At 51.9% G+C, this 16,286-nt stretch carries 15 protein-coding genes; 11 read left to right on the top strand and 4 right to left on the bottom strand.

The features are described 5' to 3' along the window. Positions 1-212 precede the first annotated feature (212 nt). Positions 213-1,307 carry a 3-isopropylmalate dehydrogenase gene (leuB, locus tag V5G20_RS20140; protein WP_024984402.1) on the top strand — a complete coding sequence of 365 codons (1,095 nt, stop codon included), beginning with the start codon at positions 213-215 and terminating at the stop codon, positions 1,305-1,307. Between the two features lie 208 nt (positions 1,308-1,515). Then, positions 1,516-2,916, top strand: coding sequence for a sodium:solute symporter family protein (locus V5G20_RS20135; RefSeq protein WP_003387807.1), 1,401 nt, complete (start codon positions 1,516-1,518; stop codon positions 2,914-2,916). A 22-nt stretch (positions 2,917-2,938) separates the two neighbouring features. On the opposite strand, the gene V5G20_RS20130 is transcribed toward V5G20_RS20135, so the two are convergent. Both V5G20_RS20130 and V5G20_RS20125 read right to left on the bottom strand, forming a co-directional pair. Then, positions 2,939-4,285, bottom strand: a complete 1,347-nt coding sequence (locus tag V5G20_RS20130) for a TrkH family potassium uptake protein (protein WP_338461951.1) — start codon at positions 4,283-4,285, stop codon at positions 2,939-2,941. Positions 4,286-4,395: 110 nt separating this feature from the next. Next, entirely contained in the window at positions 4,396-5,835 is a 1,440-nt protein-coding gene (locus V5G20_RS20125; RefSeq protein ID WP_338461949.1) for a PLP-dependent aminotransferase family protein, read from the bottom strand. Between the two features lie 206 nt (positions 5,836-6,041). Here V5G20_RS20125 and V5G20_RS20120 point away from each other — a divergent pair, with 206 nt between their 5' ends. From V5G20_RS20120 to V5G20_RS20090, 7 genes are all read left to right on the top strand, one after another. Continuing rightward, on the top strand, positions 6,042-6,554 hold the full coding sequence (locus tag V5G20_RS20120; RefSeq protein ID WP_243013975.1) for a MogA/MoaB family molybdenum cofactor biosynthesis protein: 513 nt from the start codon (positions 6,042-6,044) through the stop codon (positions 6,552-6,554). Positions 6,555-6,672: 118 nt separating this feature from the next. Beyond that, positions 6,673-8,454 carry a B12-binding domain-containing radical SAM protein gene (locus V5G20_RS20115; protein WP_003387801.1) on the top strand — a complete coding sequence of 594 codons (1,782 nt, stop codon included), beginning with the start codon at positions 6,673-6,675 and terminating at the stop codon, positions 8,452-8,454. A 179-nt stretch (positions 8,455-8,633) separates the two neighbouring features. Continuing rightward, the gene (locus tag V5G20_RS20110) at positions 8,634-9,251 is read left to right on the top strand and encodes a DedA family protein (RefSeq protein WP_003387800.1); all 618 of its coding nucleotides are present in this window, start codon (positions 8,634-8,636) and stop codon (positions 9,249-9,251) included. Between the two features lie 2 nt (positions 9,252-9,253). Then, positions 9,254-9,640, top strand: coding sequence for a DUF1294 domain-containing protein (locus V5G20_RS20105; protein WP_024984397.1), 387 nt, complete (start codon positions 9,254-9,256; stop codon positions 9,638-9,640). Positions 9,641-9,757: 117 nt separating this feature from the next. Next, on the top strand, positions 9,758-11,290 hold the full coding sequence (locus tag V5G20_RS20100; protein ID WP_251237563.1) for a spore germination protein: 1,533 nt from the start codon (positions 9,758-9,760) through the stop codon (positions 11,288-11,290). Then, positions 11,287-12,450 carry a GerAB/ArcD/ProY family transporter gene (locus V5G20_RS20095; RefSeq protein ID WP_172920939.1) on the top strand — a complete coding sequence of 388 codons (1,164 nt, stop codon included), beginning with the start codon at positions 11,287-11,289 and terminating at the stop codon, positions 12,448-12,450. The genes V5G20_RS20100 and V5G20_RS20095 overlap by 4 nt, the downstream gene beginning before the upstream one ends. Next, a complete protein-coding gene (locus V5G20_RS20090) occupies positions 12,443-13,603 on the top strand; it encodes a Ger(x)C family spore germination protein (protein ID WP_338461943.1) in 1,161 nt (386 codons plus the stop codon). Before V5G20_RS20095 ends, V5G20_RS20090 begins: the two co-directional genes overlap by 8 nt. Before the next feature lie 42 nt (positions 13,604-13,645). Here the strand turns inward: V5G20_RS20090 and sspI are convergent, their stop codons facing one another. Next, entirely contained in the window at positions 13,646-13,882 is a 237-nt protein-coding gene (sspI, locus tag V5G20_RS20085; RefSeq protein ID WP_003387795.1) for a small acid-soluble spore protein SspI, read from the bottom strand. Positions 13,883-14,082: 200 nt separating this feature from the next. Between sspI and V5G20_RS20080 the strand changes: the two genes are divergently transcribed. Both V5G20_RS20080 and rlmB read left to right on the top strand, forming a co-directional pair. Then, on the top strand, positions 14,083-14,736 hold the full coding sequence (locus V5G20_RS20080) for a potassium channel family protein (RefSeq protein ID WP_003387794.1): 654 nt from the start codon (positions 14,083-14,085) through the stop codon (positions 14,734-14,736). Then, complete coding sequence (gene rlmB, locus V5G20_RS20075) at positions 14,737-15,561, top strand: 23S rRNA (guanosine(2251)-2'-O)-methyltransferase RlmB (RefSeq protein ID WP_003387792.1); 825 nt, start codon at positions 14,737-14,739, stop codon at positions 15,559-15,561. Here rlmB and V5G20_RS20070 read toward each other — a convergent pair. Then, the gene (locus V5G20_RS20070; RefSeq protein ID WP_327985710.1) at positions 15,554-16,279 is read right to left on the bottom strand and encodes a DUF2225 domain-containing protein; all 726 of its coding nucleotides are present in this window, start codon (positions 16,277-16,279) and stop codon (positions 15,554-15,556) included. The two genes, rlmB and V5G20_RS20070, sit on opposite strands and share 8 nt — an antisense overlap. Positions 16,280-16,286: the final 7 nt, after the last annotated feature.

The following is a 16,286-nucleotide window of genomic DNA, read 5'->3' as shown; positions in this document are numbered from 1 at the left end:
ACGGTAAAGAGGATAGAGTGGAAGAGACCAAAGCGTACGGCAGACGGTAAAAATGATAGGAAACCGAACGCAGCCGGTAAAACGATTCGGTTGTATATGATGCCGGATATGAATCGGCTGCATGAAACCATATATAAATAGAAGAAAAACGATACGTGGAAGAGATCAACCATACTTGCATGAGACGATACTGAAAGAAAAGCGGGATGAAGATGAAAAAAAACTATCGCATCGCAGTCCTGCCCGGAGACGGAATCGGACCGGAAATCATGGAGGAAGCGGTCAAGGTTCTCTCTTTGGTGGCAGAACGTGAAGGAGTAACATTTGACTACAAATACGGACGCATCGGCGGTATCGCCATCGACACAGATGGAACACCGCTGCCAGCAGAAACCATCGCGATCTCAAAAGAAGCGGATGCGGTTATGCTGGGTGCCGTGGGCGGTCCCAAATGGGATCAAAATCCCGGCCATCTTCGTCCGGAAGCGGGGCTTCTCGGCATTCGCAAAGAGCTGGGCTTGTTTGCGAATATTCGGCCGGCGACCATGCATTCCTCGATGGTAGAGGCGTCCTCGCTCAAGCCGGAGGTCGTATCTGGCGTCGATCTGATCGTCGTCCGGGAGCTGACAGGCGGCATCTATTTCGGAGAGAAAAAACGCTACGACGGACCGAACGGCGAAGTGGCAGAAGACCAATGCATCTATCACGAGGCGGAGGTCGAGCGTATCGTCCGCGTCGCGTTTGATGTGGCCCGCAAGCGCCAAAAACGCCTCGTCTCGGTAGACAAGGCGAATGTTCTCGAAAGCTCCCGTCTCTGGCGGAAGGTAACAGAGCGGGTAGCGGCCGATTATCCGGACGTCGAGCTCTCCCATATGCTGGTAGACGCGTGCGCCATGCAGTTGGTCCGGGCTCCGAAGCAGTTTGATGTCATCGTGACAGAAAATATGTTTGGGGACATTTTGAGCGATCAGGCGGCCATGCTGACCGGTTCGATCGGTATGCTGGCATCGGCAAGCCTCGCTGAGGGAAGCTTTGGCCTGTACGAACCGGTTCACGGTTCGGCGCCTGACATCGCCGGACAAGGAATCGCCAATCCGTTGGCGACGATCCTGTCCGCAGCGATGATGCTCCGGCTCTCCTTTGGGATGGACAAAGCGGCAGATGATGTAGAGCGTGCTGTCTGGTCCGTACTGGAAGCGGGACACCGTACCGGAGACATCGCCGCAGACAGAAGCAAAGCGATTGGAACAAAAGAAATGGGCCGACTGGTGTGCGAAGCACTCTCCGGCTCCGCCGTTTCCAAGTAAAGAGAATACACGGGATCCTGTTTGCAAAGGTCGTTGTGCCGACAGCAAGCAGGGTCTTTTTTATGGCTCATATCACTGGAAGGGTAAACCCTTATTGTGAATGAACTCATTCTTGTAATATACTAAAGTCATTAACTCAATCTTTTGACAGATGTCGCCACGTGTTGCCGTGGCGGCCCAACAAAGCAGCATTAGAGGGGAGAACAGCGTGTCCTCGATCGGATTTCTGCTCAGTTTTCTTGCGGTCTTGATGTGTACAGTCGTTGCCGGTGTTGTGGCGAAGCGAGCTGTACGGCGCAGCAGCGATTTTAGCAATGCAGGGGGCTCCTTGTCAGCCGGGATGGTTGCCGGAGCCCTGGTAGGTGGATTCGTCGGCGGCACCTCTATCGTCGGAACGGGAGAGCTTGCCTTTCAGTACGGCTTGGCTTCGATCTGGTTTACGCTGGGCGGCGGGGTTGCGGTCATGCTGCTTGGGCTGTTTGCCAATCGCTTTATTCGGATGAGGGTGGAGACGCTGCCAGAGCTGGTCGGAGGGCAATACGGTCGCCGCTCGCAACTGGGAGCCAGCTTGTTTTTATCCTTGGGCATGTTTATCCAGGTGATCGCACAATTGCTGGCTGCCCTTCCGTTCGTCACTGTTTTCTGGAAAGGGCCGTTGGTTGTTATGGCGTTGATCCCGTCCTTTTTAATTTTTGCTTACGTGCTGGCTGGCGGTTTCATGGGAGCGAGCATCGTCGGGACGTTAAAAACAGCCATGCTTGTACTGCTGCTGGTCGGGACTGGCGCTTGGCTGTGGTGGCAAGTGAGCGGAGACAGCTACATCCGTTGGTGGGGCGAAGGGCGTTTCACTCTGACTGTGCCGGAAGCAGGCATAGGCTGGGCGCAGGGTGCAGCAATGATCGTCGGCATTTTTTCTACGCAGGCGTATCTTCAGCCCATTTTCGCGAGCCGCAGTGCCGCAGATGCCCGGACAGGCGCCGTGACAGCGGGAGTTGTCATCATTTTGATCGGTCTGGTGAGTGCATGGATCGGGATGTATATGCATGACACGCATCCGCAGCTTTCACCGCGCGAGGCCGTTCCCCAGTTCTTTCTGCTCCATTCCCCGACATGGCTGGCCGGTGGGGCATATGCCGTTATCCTGCTTTCTGTGGTGATGACAGGCGCCGCATTGACACTCAGCATCGCAACGATTCTCAATCGGGATGTCATCCAGAAATATACGGACCGCTTTCGCTCAGACAAAAAAAATCTGGCCCTCTCACGATTGTTGATCATCGTTGTAATTTTGATGGCTTACGCATTTGTCTGTCTGGATGAGCATGCACTCATTCTTCATTGGGCCTTCCTGGCGATGACGCTCAGAGGGGTCACGGTATTTTTCCCCGTGCTTTTCTTCCTGTTTCAGTTGACGCCGGTACATGAGCGCTATGGAGCAGTCGCGATTTGGGGCGCGCCGATTTTCGCACTGGTCTGGAGCTGGCTGCTGCTGCCTGTGACCGGTATCGATCCGCTCTATGTGAGTGGAGCGTGGAGCCTTGCCCTGTTGCTTGCCGGCTATTTATTGGCGCGAAAAACGACAACCCCGTCCATTCGGCCTCTGGGCTGAAGTGACGGGGCTGTTTTATTCGCTATCCAATCATGATTTTTCCTTTTGGATAGCGGTAGTATTCCTTTTGCTTTCGCTGGGCTAGTGCAAAGGCGATGGTAAGGGGGCCTAGCCTGCCTGCAAACATGGTCAGGATGATCAGGATCTTGCCGATCGGGGTCAGCAGCGGGGTAAGTCCCATCGAAAGCCCCGTTGTGGCAAATGCGGAGGTCACCTCGAACAGGATCATCAAAAATTCGGCACCCGCTTCGGTAATGGTGAGGATCATCGTTACGACGATGACGACAAGCATCCCGATGACGGTTACAGTCAGCGATTTATAGATGACATGGGGCAGCAATCTCTGGCGGAAAAAAATCACATCTTCCTTCCCTTTGATCTGGGCGATGACGGCTCCGATCAGGGTAGCGAAGGTCGTCGTCTTGATACCGCCTCCCGTAGACCCTGGAGAGGCCCCGATAAACATCAACAGGATGATGAGAAACAGGGAAGACTGCCGCATATCTCCGATGCTCAACGTGTTTGAGCCTGCCGTACGTGCCGTGACGGACTGATACAGGGAGCCGAGCACCTTCCCCAATGGCGAAAGCGGCTGAAGCGTCTTCGGATTGTTGTATTCCAGTATAAAAATCAGTCCGGTACCGATCAGGATCAGACAGGCAGTCGTGTACAAAACAACTTTTGTATGGAGCGACAATCGCTTTGTCTGACGGTATTCAAACACTTCGCTGACGACGATGAAGCCGATCCCGCCCAGAATGATCATGGCGCAGACGACCAACGTCACAACAGGGTCCGATACATAGCGTGTCAGGCTGGAGAAGTCGCCCATCAAGTCGAAGCCGGCGTTGTTAAAATTGGAGATGGCATGAAAAAAGCCGTAGTAAAAGGCTCTGCCGACCGGCATGTCAAAAGAAAAGCGCAGGGCCAGCAGCAATCCGCCGATAACCTCGGTGATAGCTGTAAAAATAATGATCAGCTTTGCCAGGCGCACAATCCCTTCAATCGAAACCTGGTTTAAGGATTCCTGCAGGAGAAGGCGCTCGCGCAAAGAAATTCGCTTGCGCATGATCAGAGCAAAAAAAGTGGCGATGGTCATGAAGCCGAGCCCGCCGACCTGGATCAAGCTCAAGATCACGAGCTGCCCGAACAAAGTAAATGTCGTGCCTGTATCCACGACGACCAATCCTGTTACGCATGTGGCGGACGTAGAGGTAAACAAGGCATCCAGCCAGGAAAGTCCCGCCCCGTCGATCGTCGCGACAGGCAGCGTGAGCAGAAAGGCACCAAGCAGAATGATAAGGGCAAAACCAAGGACAAGGGTTTTCGGGGGATCAAGGTAGAGCTTCTCTACAATTTTCCGTATCATTCGCGATCATCCTCGGTTCTCTCCGTTTGATTGGGCAAAAGGCTTTCGCTTAGTATGTCAGGAACCAATGTAAGTATAATAGACGAAAAGCAAGCGGTGAAGATGGATTTTTAACGAAGGAGCATGGCTCCCAGGCGCTGCAGCCAATACGTCAGCTCCCGCTTGTCCAGCGGAGCTAACGGAAAGCGAACGGCTGGCCGCCGGATCAGTCCCTCTGGTTCGTCAGGAAGGCGAAAGGACTTTCCTGCCGCAAGTTCAAGTCCCTCCTCGCGCAGGAGAGTAATTACCCGTTCTTCCTGTGCGGCAGCGTGCGGACTGGGCGTCCCCCACTCGATCCACGTATTGAGTCCGCCTTTTATCGGCAGCAGGCGGGCATGTGCCGGCAGTGCTTGCGGCTGTTCCTGAAGCAGGCATTGCCATCTGGCAAAAAAGAGAGAGCGTCTTTCCGCCAGATAAACTTCGGCAAACCACGGATCGTTCAGGAGGGAAACGGCCGCCTCCAAAATGAGCAAGGATGGCTCTGCACCTGTAAGGGAAACGAGCTGCCGCAAACGCTCACGCTCCTCCTCCGTAAGCTGGCTTGGAAGCACGAGCGCCCCTAGTTGAAGGTCGCGCCCAAGCGTTTTGGAAAAGGAATGAAGCGTATAGACGGGGACTGAGCGTCCTGTTTCCACTGCAAGCTGGTAAAGCGTGCGACTTGGTCTGCGAAACCACAAATCTCCGTGATGGTCGTTTTCCAAAAGCGTCACGCGATTTCTTTCCGCCCAGTCTAGCAAATACTCTTTTCGCTTGCGGGAATAGCTGATCCCGGTAGGAAAATGGTGATGCGGATTGATCAAAAGCCACCCGGGAGGAGCTGCTTTCGTGGCGGCCTCCAAAGCTTCTATATCGATGCCTTCCCTGTCCAGGGGGATCGCTTTTGCGGTGATGCCGCAGTGTTTCAGCATAGAGGAAAATACAGGGTAATGGTATTCTTCCACAAAGACGATATCTGTTTTCTGCATAAGCTGCTGAACAACGAAGGTAAATGCACTTGTACTGCGGTTAAACAATAGCAGACGCTCAGGTGCGGCAGGTATTCCCCGGCTGTTCAAATGTACGCAATAGGCGTCTGCAGCCTGTATTCTTCGGATTTTCTTTTGCCCCGCCTGTTCAGTCAGCACGTTTACGCTATCCGCAAAGGAAGAGCGCAGTCGTCGCAGCAAGTCGTCGCCTGGCGGGGGTGTAGAATCAGCCAATGAGAAGAGCGGAATATCAGCGAGAGGGAGCCGGTCGCTGCGTCGCATTTCCCTGGCTTTTGCGGTGAGGAAATACCCCTTTCCATGCAGGGCTTCTACCCATTCATGTTGGACCAGCAAATCGTACGCTTTTTTCACCGTTTCCAAAGAACAGCCGGTGATCGCCTTCATCTCGCGAAGCGAAATAAGCTGGTCTCCCTGGAGAAAGGCGCCGCGCAAGATGGCTGTTTGCAACTGTTCGAACAGTTGAACGTTAAGCGGTGTCTTGGAATGCTTGTGAAAGTGAAAGGAAAAGAAATGGCGATTTGGCATGTGAGTACCCACCTCGATGAAAGCAATGTCAACCTTCTATCGCCTCATTATAAAACAATCCCGATCCAGCAGGGAGTGAAACATGTAATCGAACGGTATTGCACGTGACTGGATAGGCCTGCCATGAAAATGGTATCATGGCTTCAGATAAAAGACGGGGGGCGGGACGGTTTTTCCTATGCCGTTTCCAGAGAGGATGAAATCATATGAGCACGAAGGAGCATAAGGCAAATGCCCCGAAGCAAGTGGGCTGCATGGTGATTACCGTTTCAGATACAAGGACCGAAGAGACGGACAAGAGCGGCCAATTGATGATGGAGCTGTTGCGGGAGGCTGGCCATCTTACTTTGCAATATCGCATCGTAAAGGACGAGCCTGCACAGGTGATCGCAGCCATCGAAGAAGGGGTGGCCGATCCGGCGGTTCAAGCGATTTTGCTAAATGGCGGGACAGGCATCTCTCCTCGGGACAATACATTTGAAGCCGTTTCGGGTCTTTTGGAAAAGGAGATTCCGGGCTTCGGCGAGTTGTTCCGCATGTTGAGCTACACGGAGGACATCGGCTCGGCAGCCATTCTCAGCAGAGCGGTCGCAGGAGTCAAACAGGGAAAGGCCATTTTTTCTACGCCAGGTTCTACAGGAGCAGTCCGCTTGGCGATGAATCGTTTGATCGTGCCGGAGCTTGGACATGTCATCCGGGAGCTGACCAAAAAAGGGTAGGACCAGTATCTGCATTTGCTGCCGGGCATGGCTTGTGATACTGTTACAGAAGGCAAAAAGTGCCTGTCCCCTGTGCGAAAGACAGGGGGAGATTTGTCCAAGAGGAGTACACGTACAGATGAAAATTTTATTGTCTACACTTAACGCCAAGTTCATACACTCTTCACTGGCCTTGCGTTATTTGCGCAGCTATACAAAGCCGACATTTCCCGATATTGAATTGGCCGAATACACGATAAACGATGTAACCCTGAATGTCGTCGGTGACATCTACAAGCGGCAGCCGGATATTGCCGCTTTTTCCTGTTACATCTGGAATATCCGCGAGACGATCGACGTGATCGCCAACTTGAAGAAAATCCGTCCCGACCTGCCCGTCATCGTCGGAGGTCCGGAAGTAAGCTATGATGCCGACCACTGGCTCAAGCAGCATCCGGAATTCGACGTGATCGTGCTGGGAGAAGGCGAGCAGACGTTTCTTGAATTGATGCAAGCCTATGATGAATCGTTTCGTACAGGAGAGCCTCCTCGCTTAAAGGACGTCGCGGGCATCGCCTATCGCGACGGAGAGCACGTCAGGTTTAGCGCTCCGCGTGCACAAATTGAGAACTTGGATTCCATCCCTTCCCCATTTGAAGAGGACCTGGACGAGTTGAACAATCGGGTCGTTTATTTCGAAGCGTCGCGCGGCTGTCCGTTCAAGTGCCAGTACTGTCTGTCCTCCATTGAAGACGGGGTCCGTTATTTTGGCCTTGAGCGAGTGAAGGCTGATTTATTGAGGCTTATTTCCCACGGGGTCAAAACGATTAAATTCGTCGACCGGACGTTTAACATCAACAAGAAGTACGCATTGGAGATCTTTCAGTTCCTGATTGACAATCACAATGGAACCGTGTTTCAGTTCGAGATCACGGCCGACATTCTGCGTGCCGACGTTCTCGACTTCCTGATTGAAAATGCGCCTCCGGGAATTTTCCGGTTTGAAATCGGCGTCCAGTCGACCAATGACGAGACAAACCGCCTCGTACAGCGGATTCAACGCTTTGATCGCCTGGCCAATACCGTTACCAAAATCAAGAATTCCAAAAAAATTGACCAGCATCTTGATTTGATTGCAGGACTCCCCGAAGAGGACTACGATTCGTTTCGCAAGACGTTCAACGATGTGTTCGCGCTTCGGCCGGAAGAGCTTCAGCTCGGTTTTCTGAAGATGCTGCGCGGTACTGGCGTCAGAGCGCGGGCAGCCAATCACGGCTATATTTACATGGACCAGGCACCGTACGAAATTCTCGGGAACAATGTACTCTCTTTTGGCGATATGCAGCGGATCAAGCGGGCAGAGGATATTCTGGAGAAGTACTGGAATGCGCATCGTATGGACAACACGCTGGAATGGCTTGTGACCCGCACCTTTGCCACACCTTTTGATTTCTTTCAGGAGTTTGGAGATTTTTGGGAAGAAAAAGGGTGGAGCCGGATCGGTCATCAGTTGGAGGATTTGTTTCTCCGTTTGCGCCTGTTTCTGGAGACTCGCGGGACAGAGCAGATGCAGCACATTCTCAGCCTGATGAAATACGATTACCTGCGGAATCAAAAGCATCGCCCGCGAAAACTCTGGTGGGATGACGTACTGGAAAAATCGGACCTGCAAGCGCTCTATCAGGTCGTCGCGGAAAAACGCGAGCAGCTGCGCGAAGATTTCGCCCGACATACCGCAACGGAGAAGGAGTATTTCAAGCACACCCTGCCTGCTCTTGTTTCCTTCGACATTGGGAAATGGGAGGAATCTGGTGAGCTTGTAGAAGGTTCGCATGTATTGGTTGTGTATTATCCCTATCAGGAAGGTCAGGATAATTCCTATACGGTGGTCAAGCAAGACGAGCTTTTGTCCATTCGGTAGATCATTTCTTGTTCAATAAATGATTTGTATTGATAAAAGCCTTGTTTAGATTGCAAAATAGTACAAGTAACTTTTGGGGCTGTGCATCCGTATAGGTAAAAGGGATATGAAATTGGAAATAGCGCCGACGGCCTAAACGAAACAGAGCCAAGCGGCGAGGATAGGGGATTTTTTGCGCCATGGAAATCAACCTGTTGATGTCGATAATCGAGCAATACGGCTATATTGCCATCTTCTTTTTGCTCTGGCTGGGGATCGTCGGATTGCCCATTCCAGACGAATTGGTGGTGGCCACGGGGGGATTTCTGGCTTCAATTAAACTGCTGGACCCGGTCTACGCCTTTTTGGCAGGCTATATCGGAGTAGCTTCGGGATTGACGATCGGATTTCTGCTCGGAAAATTCTTTGGCAAACCGATCCTGAAGTGGTTGTCCAAAACGGAAAAGATGAGGCATACGGTCCAGCGATCTACTGCTTTGCTGGAGAAGTACGGCACGCTGGCTCTTTGCTTCAGCTATTTGTTTCCTGTGGTTCGGCACGTGGTTCCGTATATCGTCGCAATGAGCGGAATGACCTTCCGACGCTATGCGATTTTGTCGTACCCGATCGGCTTATTATGGACGGCTGCGTTTTATGCGATTGGATACATTTTTGGACGCAATGTAGAAGGGATCATCACATTAATCCGCTCCTACGGTTTATATGGCCTTCTGGTGCTGGCGGTTCTGTTTGCTGCAGGTCTTCTCATTCGCCGGTTCATTGTTGCCAATCGCGCTTTTCGGGCAAAAGGAGAATAAAGATGAACAACCAGCATCATTTGGAAACGTATAAAAGGGTTCGCAATGCTCTGCTGGCGTGTACCTGGCTCATGATCGGGTACGGCTGGTGGAGCCAGCAGCTGCTCTGGCTGCTTGCGGGCATCATTCTTGTCAATGTGTACGCCTTCATGGTGACGGCAAACGACAAGCGCTGCGCCAAGCAGGGAAGGCTTCGCATACCCGAATCCGGGCTCCTGCTCGTCGCTGCATTGGGAGGGGCAGCAGGGACCTGGGCGGGTATGCTCTTTTTCCGCCACAAGACCAAGCACCTCTCTTTTACGATCCCTGTTCCGGTTTTTTTCATCATTCAGATGTATCTGCTTTTTCTAGCGATTCGCTATATCCTGAAATGGTCCGCCTTGTCGTAAAGGCGGTTTTTTTTGTTGTTCAACGGACGTTTTACCTGTTCCATCAGAATGAAAAGGAGAGTGTTCTATCCATTTTTGGGCACACTAACCACATCTGACGGTACAGGGGGGAGAGCGTTGAGCCAGTTTTGGAAAGCGTGGGAAAAGCGAAAAGCAAGTTTGCGGAATGCTGCCCTTACCCAACATGCCAACAAAAGCATGGAAAGCGTCCCTGATACGATCCTCTCCTCCAGTCTGGAAGAAAACCTCGCCCTGCTGGAGAAACAGCTCGGCAAAAGCGATGACTTGGTGGTACGGAGGTTTACTGTGAAAAACGGCACAGAGGCCGCTCTGCTATTCATAGATGGCATGGTGGACCGAGGTGTGGTCAGTGAGTATATCATACGGTTTATGGCTTCCACGAGTGTCACCTACGAAAAACCGGCTGTCAATGAGCTGGAATCTACAGACCGACTGCGGCAGGCGATTCGCAACATCCTATTTGGAAATGCCGTGCTTGTTCTGGATGGACAGAACAAGGTGTTTTTAAACAACACCAGGGGATGGGATCGACGTGGGGTGGAAGAGCCCAAAACGGAGTCTGTCGTACGTGGGCCGCGCGACGGCTTTGCAGAGACGCTTTGCGTTAATTCAGCGCTAATCCGGTCGCGGCTAAAAGACCCCAACCTGCGGCTCAAGCATTTTGTAGTAGGCCAACGGACACAGACGGATATTTACGTTACTTATATCGAGGGGATCGCTCATCAGCCCATCGTTCAGGAAATTTGCCGAAGGGTTGAAAACATCAACATCGACGCCATATTAGAGAGCGGCTATATCGAGCAGTTGATCCAGGACACCCGCTGGTCTCCTTTCCCGCAGATACAGAACACGGAAAGGCCGGACAAGGTGGTCGCCAACCTGCTGGAAGGAAAGGTGGCGATTCTGGTTGATGGCACTCCGTTTGCCCTAATCGCACCGGCTGTCTTCTCGCAGTTCTATCAGAGCCCGGAAGATTACTATGAACGCTTTTATATCGCAACCTTTATCAGGATGATTCGGGGAGTCAGCATGATTATCGCGCTGCTTATGCCGTCTCTTTACATCGCGTTCAGCTCGTTTCATCCGGAAATGATCCCTTCCCGGCTTGTTATAGCCATGGCTGCCGGACGCTCAACTGTGCCTTTTCCGTCTGTGATGGAGGCATTAATTATGGAGACGGCGATTGAGATTTTGCGGGAAGCAAGCGTACGTCTGCCTGGCCCCATTGGACCTACCATCGGAATCGTTGGAGCGCTTGTCGTCGGTGAAGCCGCCGTTTCGGCCGGCCTCGTCAGTCCGATCATGGTCATCATCGTCGCGCTGACCACGATCGGTTCCTTTGCAACCCCCAGCTATAGTGCCGCTATCGCCATTCGGATGCTGCGATTCCCGTTGATGCTATTGGCGGGGATGTTTGGCTTGTACGGGATTATGCTGTTTATCATCATTATCCTGATCCATCTTTCGTCCCTGAAGTCGTTTGGCGTGCCTTACTTGACACCGATCAGCCCGATTAATTTGGTCGCGATGAGGGACATGGTCATTCGCATGCCATTCAGGTGGCTGACAAGGCGCCCCACCATGTTCCATCCTCAGGACGAGATCCGCAAGGGGGGAGAGAAGTCATGAGCCAGCTTGGGAAAGATCCGCAGCACAATACGTTTTCCCTGTGGCAGATGACTTCGCTCATTACCAGCACGCTGATTGGCGTAGGTGTTCTGACATTGCCGAGAACAACCACTGAAAAGATGTTTGAAGCGGGCTGGATGGCTCCGATTTTGGGGTCGGTTCTGACGTTTTTTGCGATTTGGTTGATCGCGGTTTTAAGCAGACGTTTCCCTGGACTGACATTTATCCAGTACAGTCGGATTGTGTGGGGGGGACATGAGCAATCCCGTTTGGGGTTTTGGCTCAGCCTGCCATGGATTATGATGTTTCTCATTGCTCTCTTCGTGACCACGGCCATAACATCCCGTATTTTTGGTGAGGTGGTCGTTACAGCTGTATTGATGGATACGCCACTGGAGGTCATTATTGTCTCGATGTTCGTGTTGGCTGTGATTCTCTGCTTGCACGAGATCGATACCCTTGCCCGGGTCAATGAAATCCTGTTTCCGCTCATTTTGTTCCCGATTCTGTTTATTGCGCTTGCGTCCTTTCAAAAAGCGGAATGGAACAACATACTCCCACTGATCAGGGTGCCTTGGGAGACCATTATCACGGGGGCGTTTGAGACCAATTTTTCATTTCAAGGTTACGAGATCATGCTGATCTTTTTCGCTTTTGCACACGAAAATACGGGAAAAGTCAAAGCAGGGTTCTACGGTATCGGGATCTCTGTTTTTGTATACACATTGATCGTCCTCGCGGGGATCGTCGTTTTTGGCCATGAGGAATTGCAAAGGGTAACCTGGCCGACCTTGGAGCTCGTCAAGTCGACGCAAGTGCCCGGATTGATATTGGAACGGCTGGAATCGGCTTTTCTCGCTGTCTGGGTAGCGGCTGTTTTTACAACCGTAGCTAATGGATACTATGCAGTAATCTACGGCTTGCGCCAGCTTCTGAAGAAGGGAATGCTTTTCCAGCGGATTGCATCTATTGTTTTGATCTTTCCCCTTTTTTTCGTTGCGATTGGACCGCAGAACATCGTGGAGCTCTTTAAGATGACCTCTTTAATCGGATATACAATCGTCTGGATCAGCGTCGTCTCACCTTTGATCCACTGGCTGATCATGCTCTATCGCGACCGGGGAAGAAAAAGGGAAAAGGGAAGTGATGCGCATGGGTAAAGCCTGGGCTTCCCTATGCTGTTTATTACTCTTTATGACGCTTTTGACAGGCTGCTGGGATCGGCGCGAACTGGAGGAGAGAACATCCGTTATCGCGCTTGGCATCGACTTGGTCGAGGGCAGGCAGAACTTATATAAATTGACTGTACAAATTCCGATTCCGATCAAAATTGTCGGCAGCAGCGGGCAGGGAGGGGGAGGAAACAAGGACGCGGTAAAAATTATGAGTGTTACCGGGAAAACCGTAATTGATGCCGTCAACAATCTTCAGCAGCGTCTGAATCAGCGGATTTTCCTCGGGCATACGCGTGTGCTCGCTATCAGTGAAGACGTGGCCAGAAGAGGAATGGATGACATCATTGACAGCTTTCGGCGGGACCCTCAAATACGACGTCTGATGTGGCCTGTCGTCGTTCAAGGGAGAGCAGCCGATTTGCTGGAGATGAAACCCGGCTTGATCCAGATTCCCGTCGTGTTTTTAATGGATCTCATCGAAAATGGAACGAAAATGGGCACGATCCCTGACCAAACGATGGGCGAATACTTGATTCAGACGTCCAATGAGACCTTGCAGCCGATGCTAAACTATGTGCAGGCCTATAAGGATGACGTCAAATGGAAAGGGGTAGCTGTTTTTCGGGATCAAAAAATGGTCGGCTCGCTCAATGATATCCATACGTGGGCACTTTTGCAGCTGAGAGATGAGAAAAGGGGAGGAGATGTCATCGTACCGCTCCCGGGTAAGGGAGGAGGGTACATCTCCTTTCGTCCTCACTTCGTCAGAACGAAATTGGAAATGAAAGGATCGCATGCGACGGGACAGGATAACCATAGCGGACATGGCGTTGCGTACTTATGCGAGATACAGGGGGACATTATCGAAATGACCAAAAACGTTGAAGGGTCGCCGGAAGAGGTGATCGTGATGCTGCAGAAACTCATCAAAAAAGAAATGGAAAAACGGGCCAGGAAAATGCTTGATATCCTGCAGAAGCAGTACAACAGCGACATCCTCAAACTCGGTCTCGCCATGCGCGGCCATCATTATGCGGATTACTGGAGAAAGCATGACTGGTTCAAAGACTTCAAGCAATTCCCGATTGAGGTGAAATACACGATAAAGCTGCGGCGACTTGGCATGGAAATGCACTAAGTGAAAAGGGAGAGACCACGAAGTCCCTCCCTCTCTTCTCGATTAAATCGGACGGTCAGCCTGTTTCGGCAGATGCTCGGCAATCGTTTGCACCATTTCCTGACGGCTCGAGGCATCGCTGTTTTGCCACAGCACTTCGAACAACACGCCCAATCCCGGAAGCGTTTTTTCCTGACCGGTGGAAATGGCGTCACTGATGGTATCTTCGACGGCATTTGCGTCAGAGCCCTGCATTTTGTACATAATCGCCTGACGAAGGTTCAGAGAAGCGATGTTCATGACGGACGGACACCCCCTTTTTCGATATGGGTTGCCCCCCTAGTATTCGTCTTTCCAGGTAAGCTCATACCTGCTTTTGTAGCAGGGTAAATCCTTGTGTTATAATGCTTGGTATTCAACTATCCGAGGATGTCTTCTGCCAATGATGGGATGGGCTTTTTAACCCAACAGCAGGCAGGAATGAAGAAGGAGTGGAAGGAATGTCCAAGCAGTTCGCTATCATTGGCATGGGCAGGTTTGGATCAAGTGTAGCCCGCACCTTGTATGAAATGGAATACGAAGTGATGGGGATCGACGAGGATGAAGAGCGAATCAATGAAAATATTCAGTACGTGACCCATGCGGTTGCAGCCGATTCTACAGACGAGAGAGCGCTTCGCGAGATTGGCATCCGCAATTTTGATGTCGTCGTCGTCTCGATCGGAGCCGATATTCAGGCCAGCATCTTGACCGTGCTGATTCTAAAGGAAATGGGCGTCAAAAAGATCGTCGCCAAAGCGCAAAATGAAAGGCACGGACAGGTGCTCTACAAGGTAGGCGCGGATCGGGTCGTCTTCCCGGAGCGTGATATGGGGGTGCGAGTCGCACACAATCTGATCTCGGCCAATGTTCTTGATTTCATCGAGCTGGCTGAGGATTACAGCGTGGCGGAGGTCGTAGTGTCCTCGAAAATGGTGGGGAAAACCTTGCGCCAGCTGGACATCCGGGCACGCTATGAGGTAAACGTCATCGCAATTAAAAGCGGTGACAAGTTCAATATCGCCCCGAGTCCGGACGAGGTGATCCAGTTTGGCGACGTCCTCGTCGTGATCGGAAACAACAAGCATCTAAAAACATTTGAGGAGCAAGACTAAATGCGTCATGAAGTGATTTCGTCCGTACAAAATCCACTGGTCAAGCGATTGCACCAGCTCTTGAACCGGAAAGGGCGCGAGGAGCAGAACCGTTTTCTGGTGGAAGGCGCCCATCTCGTAGAAGAGGCGCTAAACAGCGGAGCACAGGTGGTTACCGTTCTCTACGATGAGAGTCGAGGGATTGATCCGGCTTGCCTGCGGGCGTTAGACGAGCGGGGGACAGACGTACAGGTGATCGCTGTGTCTTCTGCGGTTCTTGGCAAGTTGACAGAGACAAAATCTCCGCAGGGAATTGTCGCTGAGGTGAAAATAGATTCGGAAAACTGGGCAGAATGGATAGAAAGAGCATCGGAGCGGGATTACCTGCTGCTTGTTCTCGATGAAATCCAGGACCCGGGAAATCTCGGGACGATTCTGCGCACAGCCGAAGCCGCAGGGGTGGATGGCGTCGTTCTGGGCGAGGGTAGCGTCGATCTGTACAACGGAAAAGTCGTTCGTGCTACGATGGGAGCCCTGTTCCGCCTGCCCGTTTTTCTGCGTTCCCTGCCCGAGGCAATTCAGACTTTACAACAGCAGGGGGCCAACGTACTCGTCTCCTCGCTAAAAGAAAACAGCCTCGCCTATGACGAGGCTGATTATCGCGGAAAAGCGGTAATCGTGATCGGGAATGAAGGGCGGGGAGTTTCCGAGCAGGTGGCTCGTCTTGCTGACGGCTATGTACACATTCCTTTGTACGGACGGGCTGAATCGCTCAATGCGGCTGTTGCAGCCGGCATACTGGTGTACGAGGCCCAACGGAAGAGAATCGGTCAGGCCGTCAACTGATCTTCGCCGCTTGCTTCTGCTGTTTTGCTTTGTAATCTTCGCGAGCTTGCGCCCATTGGTCTTGGGCCATGCTGAGTATGCCCGTTTCAATCGTGCGATTTCTGTATTCCAGCGTACGCGAGAAATACTGGATCGCTTCGTCATACTGCTCAACGCGTCGCTTTAATTCGCCGATCAGGTACAGGACGCGAACTTCCGACATCTCTTTTTCGCCTTGTGTATAATCAGAATGGATGAAAGATTGCTCGTATTCATTTGCGGCGATGTGGAGGAAACGTTTTTCTTCCGCCTGGTTTTCCTGGAAACGGCAGAGCCAGGCCAGACGCAAATAAAGGCCAGCTTTGACGGAATGCACCTGATCGGTCAGCTCGGCTGCGTAAATCGCCAGTTTGTAAGCGGCCAATGCTGCTTCCAGACTGCGGATCCCCCCAAATTCCTTGGGCGTCCATTTTGCGGAAATCAGCTCGCCCACCAATTTTTTTTGCGAGGGAGTCAGGTGCTGCTTGAATTGGTCGCTAAAGGCAAGACCGCAGGACGGGCAGACATTGACCGTATAGAGGATCGGGTTCAGCGATTGCTCCTTGAAGTATGTACAAAAATCACTGTCGCGCTTCAACATGGAAAGAGAGCCGCTGCGGACTCGTTTTGATGTAAAGGTGGATTGGCAATGCAGGCAAGCTATTTTCTTGTCATAGAGAGCGGAAACCTGGTCGATCATGTCTGAA

Origin of the sequence: Brevibacillus borstelensis, assembly GCF_036700025.1 — a bacterium.
GTDB lineage: Bacteria > Bacillota > Bacilli > Brevibacillales > Brevibacillaceae > Brevibacillus > Brevibacillus borstelensis.
The sequence above is the reverse complement of the archived record's forward strand: the minus strand, read 5'-3'. Positions and strand labels throughout refer to the sequence as shown.

Bases quoted from the DNA above. Each gene is read 5' to 3' on its own strand.
- V5G20_RS20125 (WP_338461949.1), bottom strand. From the start codon at position 5,835: ATGCCAAATCGCCATTTCTTTTCCTTTCACTTTCACAAGCATTCCAAG.
- rlmB (WP_003387792.1), top strand. From the start codon at position 14,737: ATGCGTCATGAAGTGATTTCGTCCGTACAAAATCCACTGGTCAAGCGA.
- V5G20_RS20090 (WP_338461943.1), top strand. From the start codon at position 12,443: ATGGGTAAAGCCTGGGCTTCCCTATGCTGTTTATTACTCTTTATGACG.
- V5G20_RS20130 (WP_338461951.1), bottom strand. From the start codon at position 4,285: ATGATACGGAAAATTGTAGAGAAGCTCTACCTTGATCCCCCGAAAACC.
- V5G20_RS20120 (WP_243013975.1), top strand. From the start codon at position 6,042: ATGAGCACGAAGGAGCATAAGGCAAATGCCCCGAAGCAAGTGGGCTGC.
- V5G20_RS20115 (WP_003387801.1), top strand. From the start codon at position 6,673: ATGAAAATTTTATTGTCTACACTTAACGCCAAGTTCATACACTCTTCA.
- leuB (WP_024984402.1), top strand. From the start codon at position 213: ATGAAAAAAAACTATCGCATCGCAGTCCTGCCCGGAGACGGAATCGGA.
- V5G20_RS20070 (WP_327985710.1), bottom strand. From the start codon at position 16,279: ATGATCGACCAGGTTTCCGCTCTCTATGACAAGAAAATAGCTTGCCTG.
- V5G20_RS20110 (WP_003387800.1), top strand. From the start codon at position 8,634: ATGGAAATCAACCTGTTGATGTCGATAATCGAGCAATACGGCTATATT.
- sspI (WP_003387795.1), bottom strand. From the start codon at position 13,882: ATGAACATCGCTTCTCTGAACCTTCGTCAGGCGATTATGTACAAAATG.
- V5G20_RS20105 (WP_024984397.1), top strand. From the start codon at position 9,254: ATGAACAACCAGCATCATTTGGAAACGTATAAAAGGGTTCGCAATGCT.
- V5G20_RS20095 (WP_172920939.1), top strand. From the start codon at position 11,287: ATGAGCCAGCTTGGGAAAGATCCGCAGCACAATACGTTTTCCCTGTGG.
- V5G20_RS20080 (WP_003387794.1), top strand. From the start codon at position 14,083: ATGTCCAAGCAGTTCGCTATCATTGGCATGGGCAGGTTTGGATCAAGT.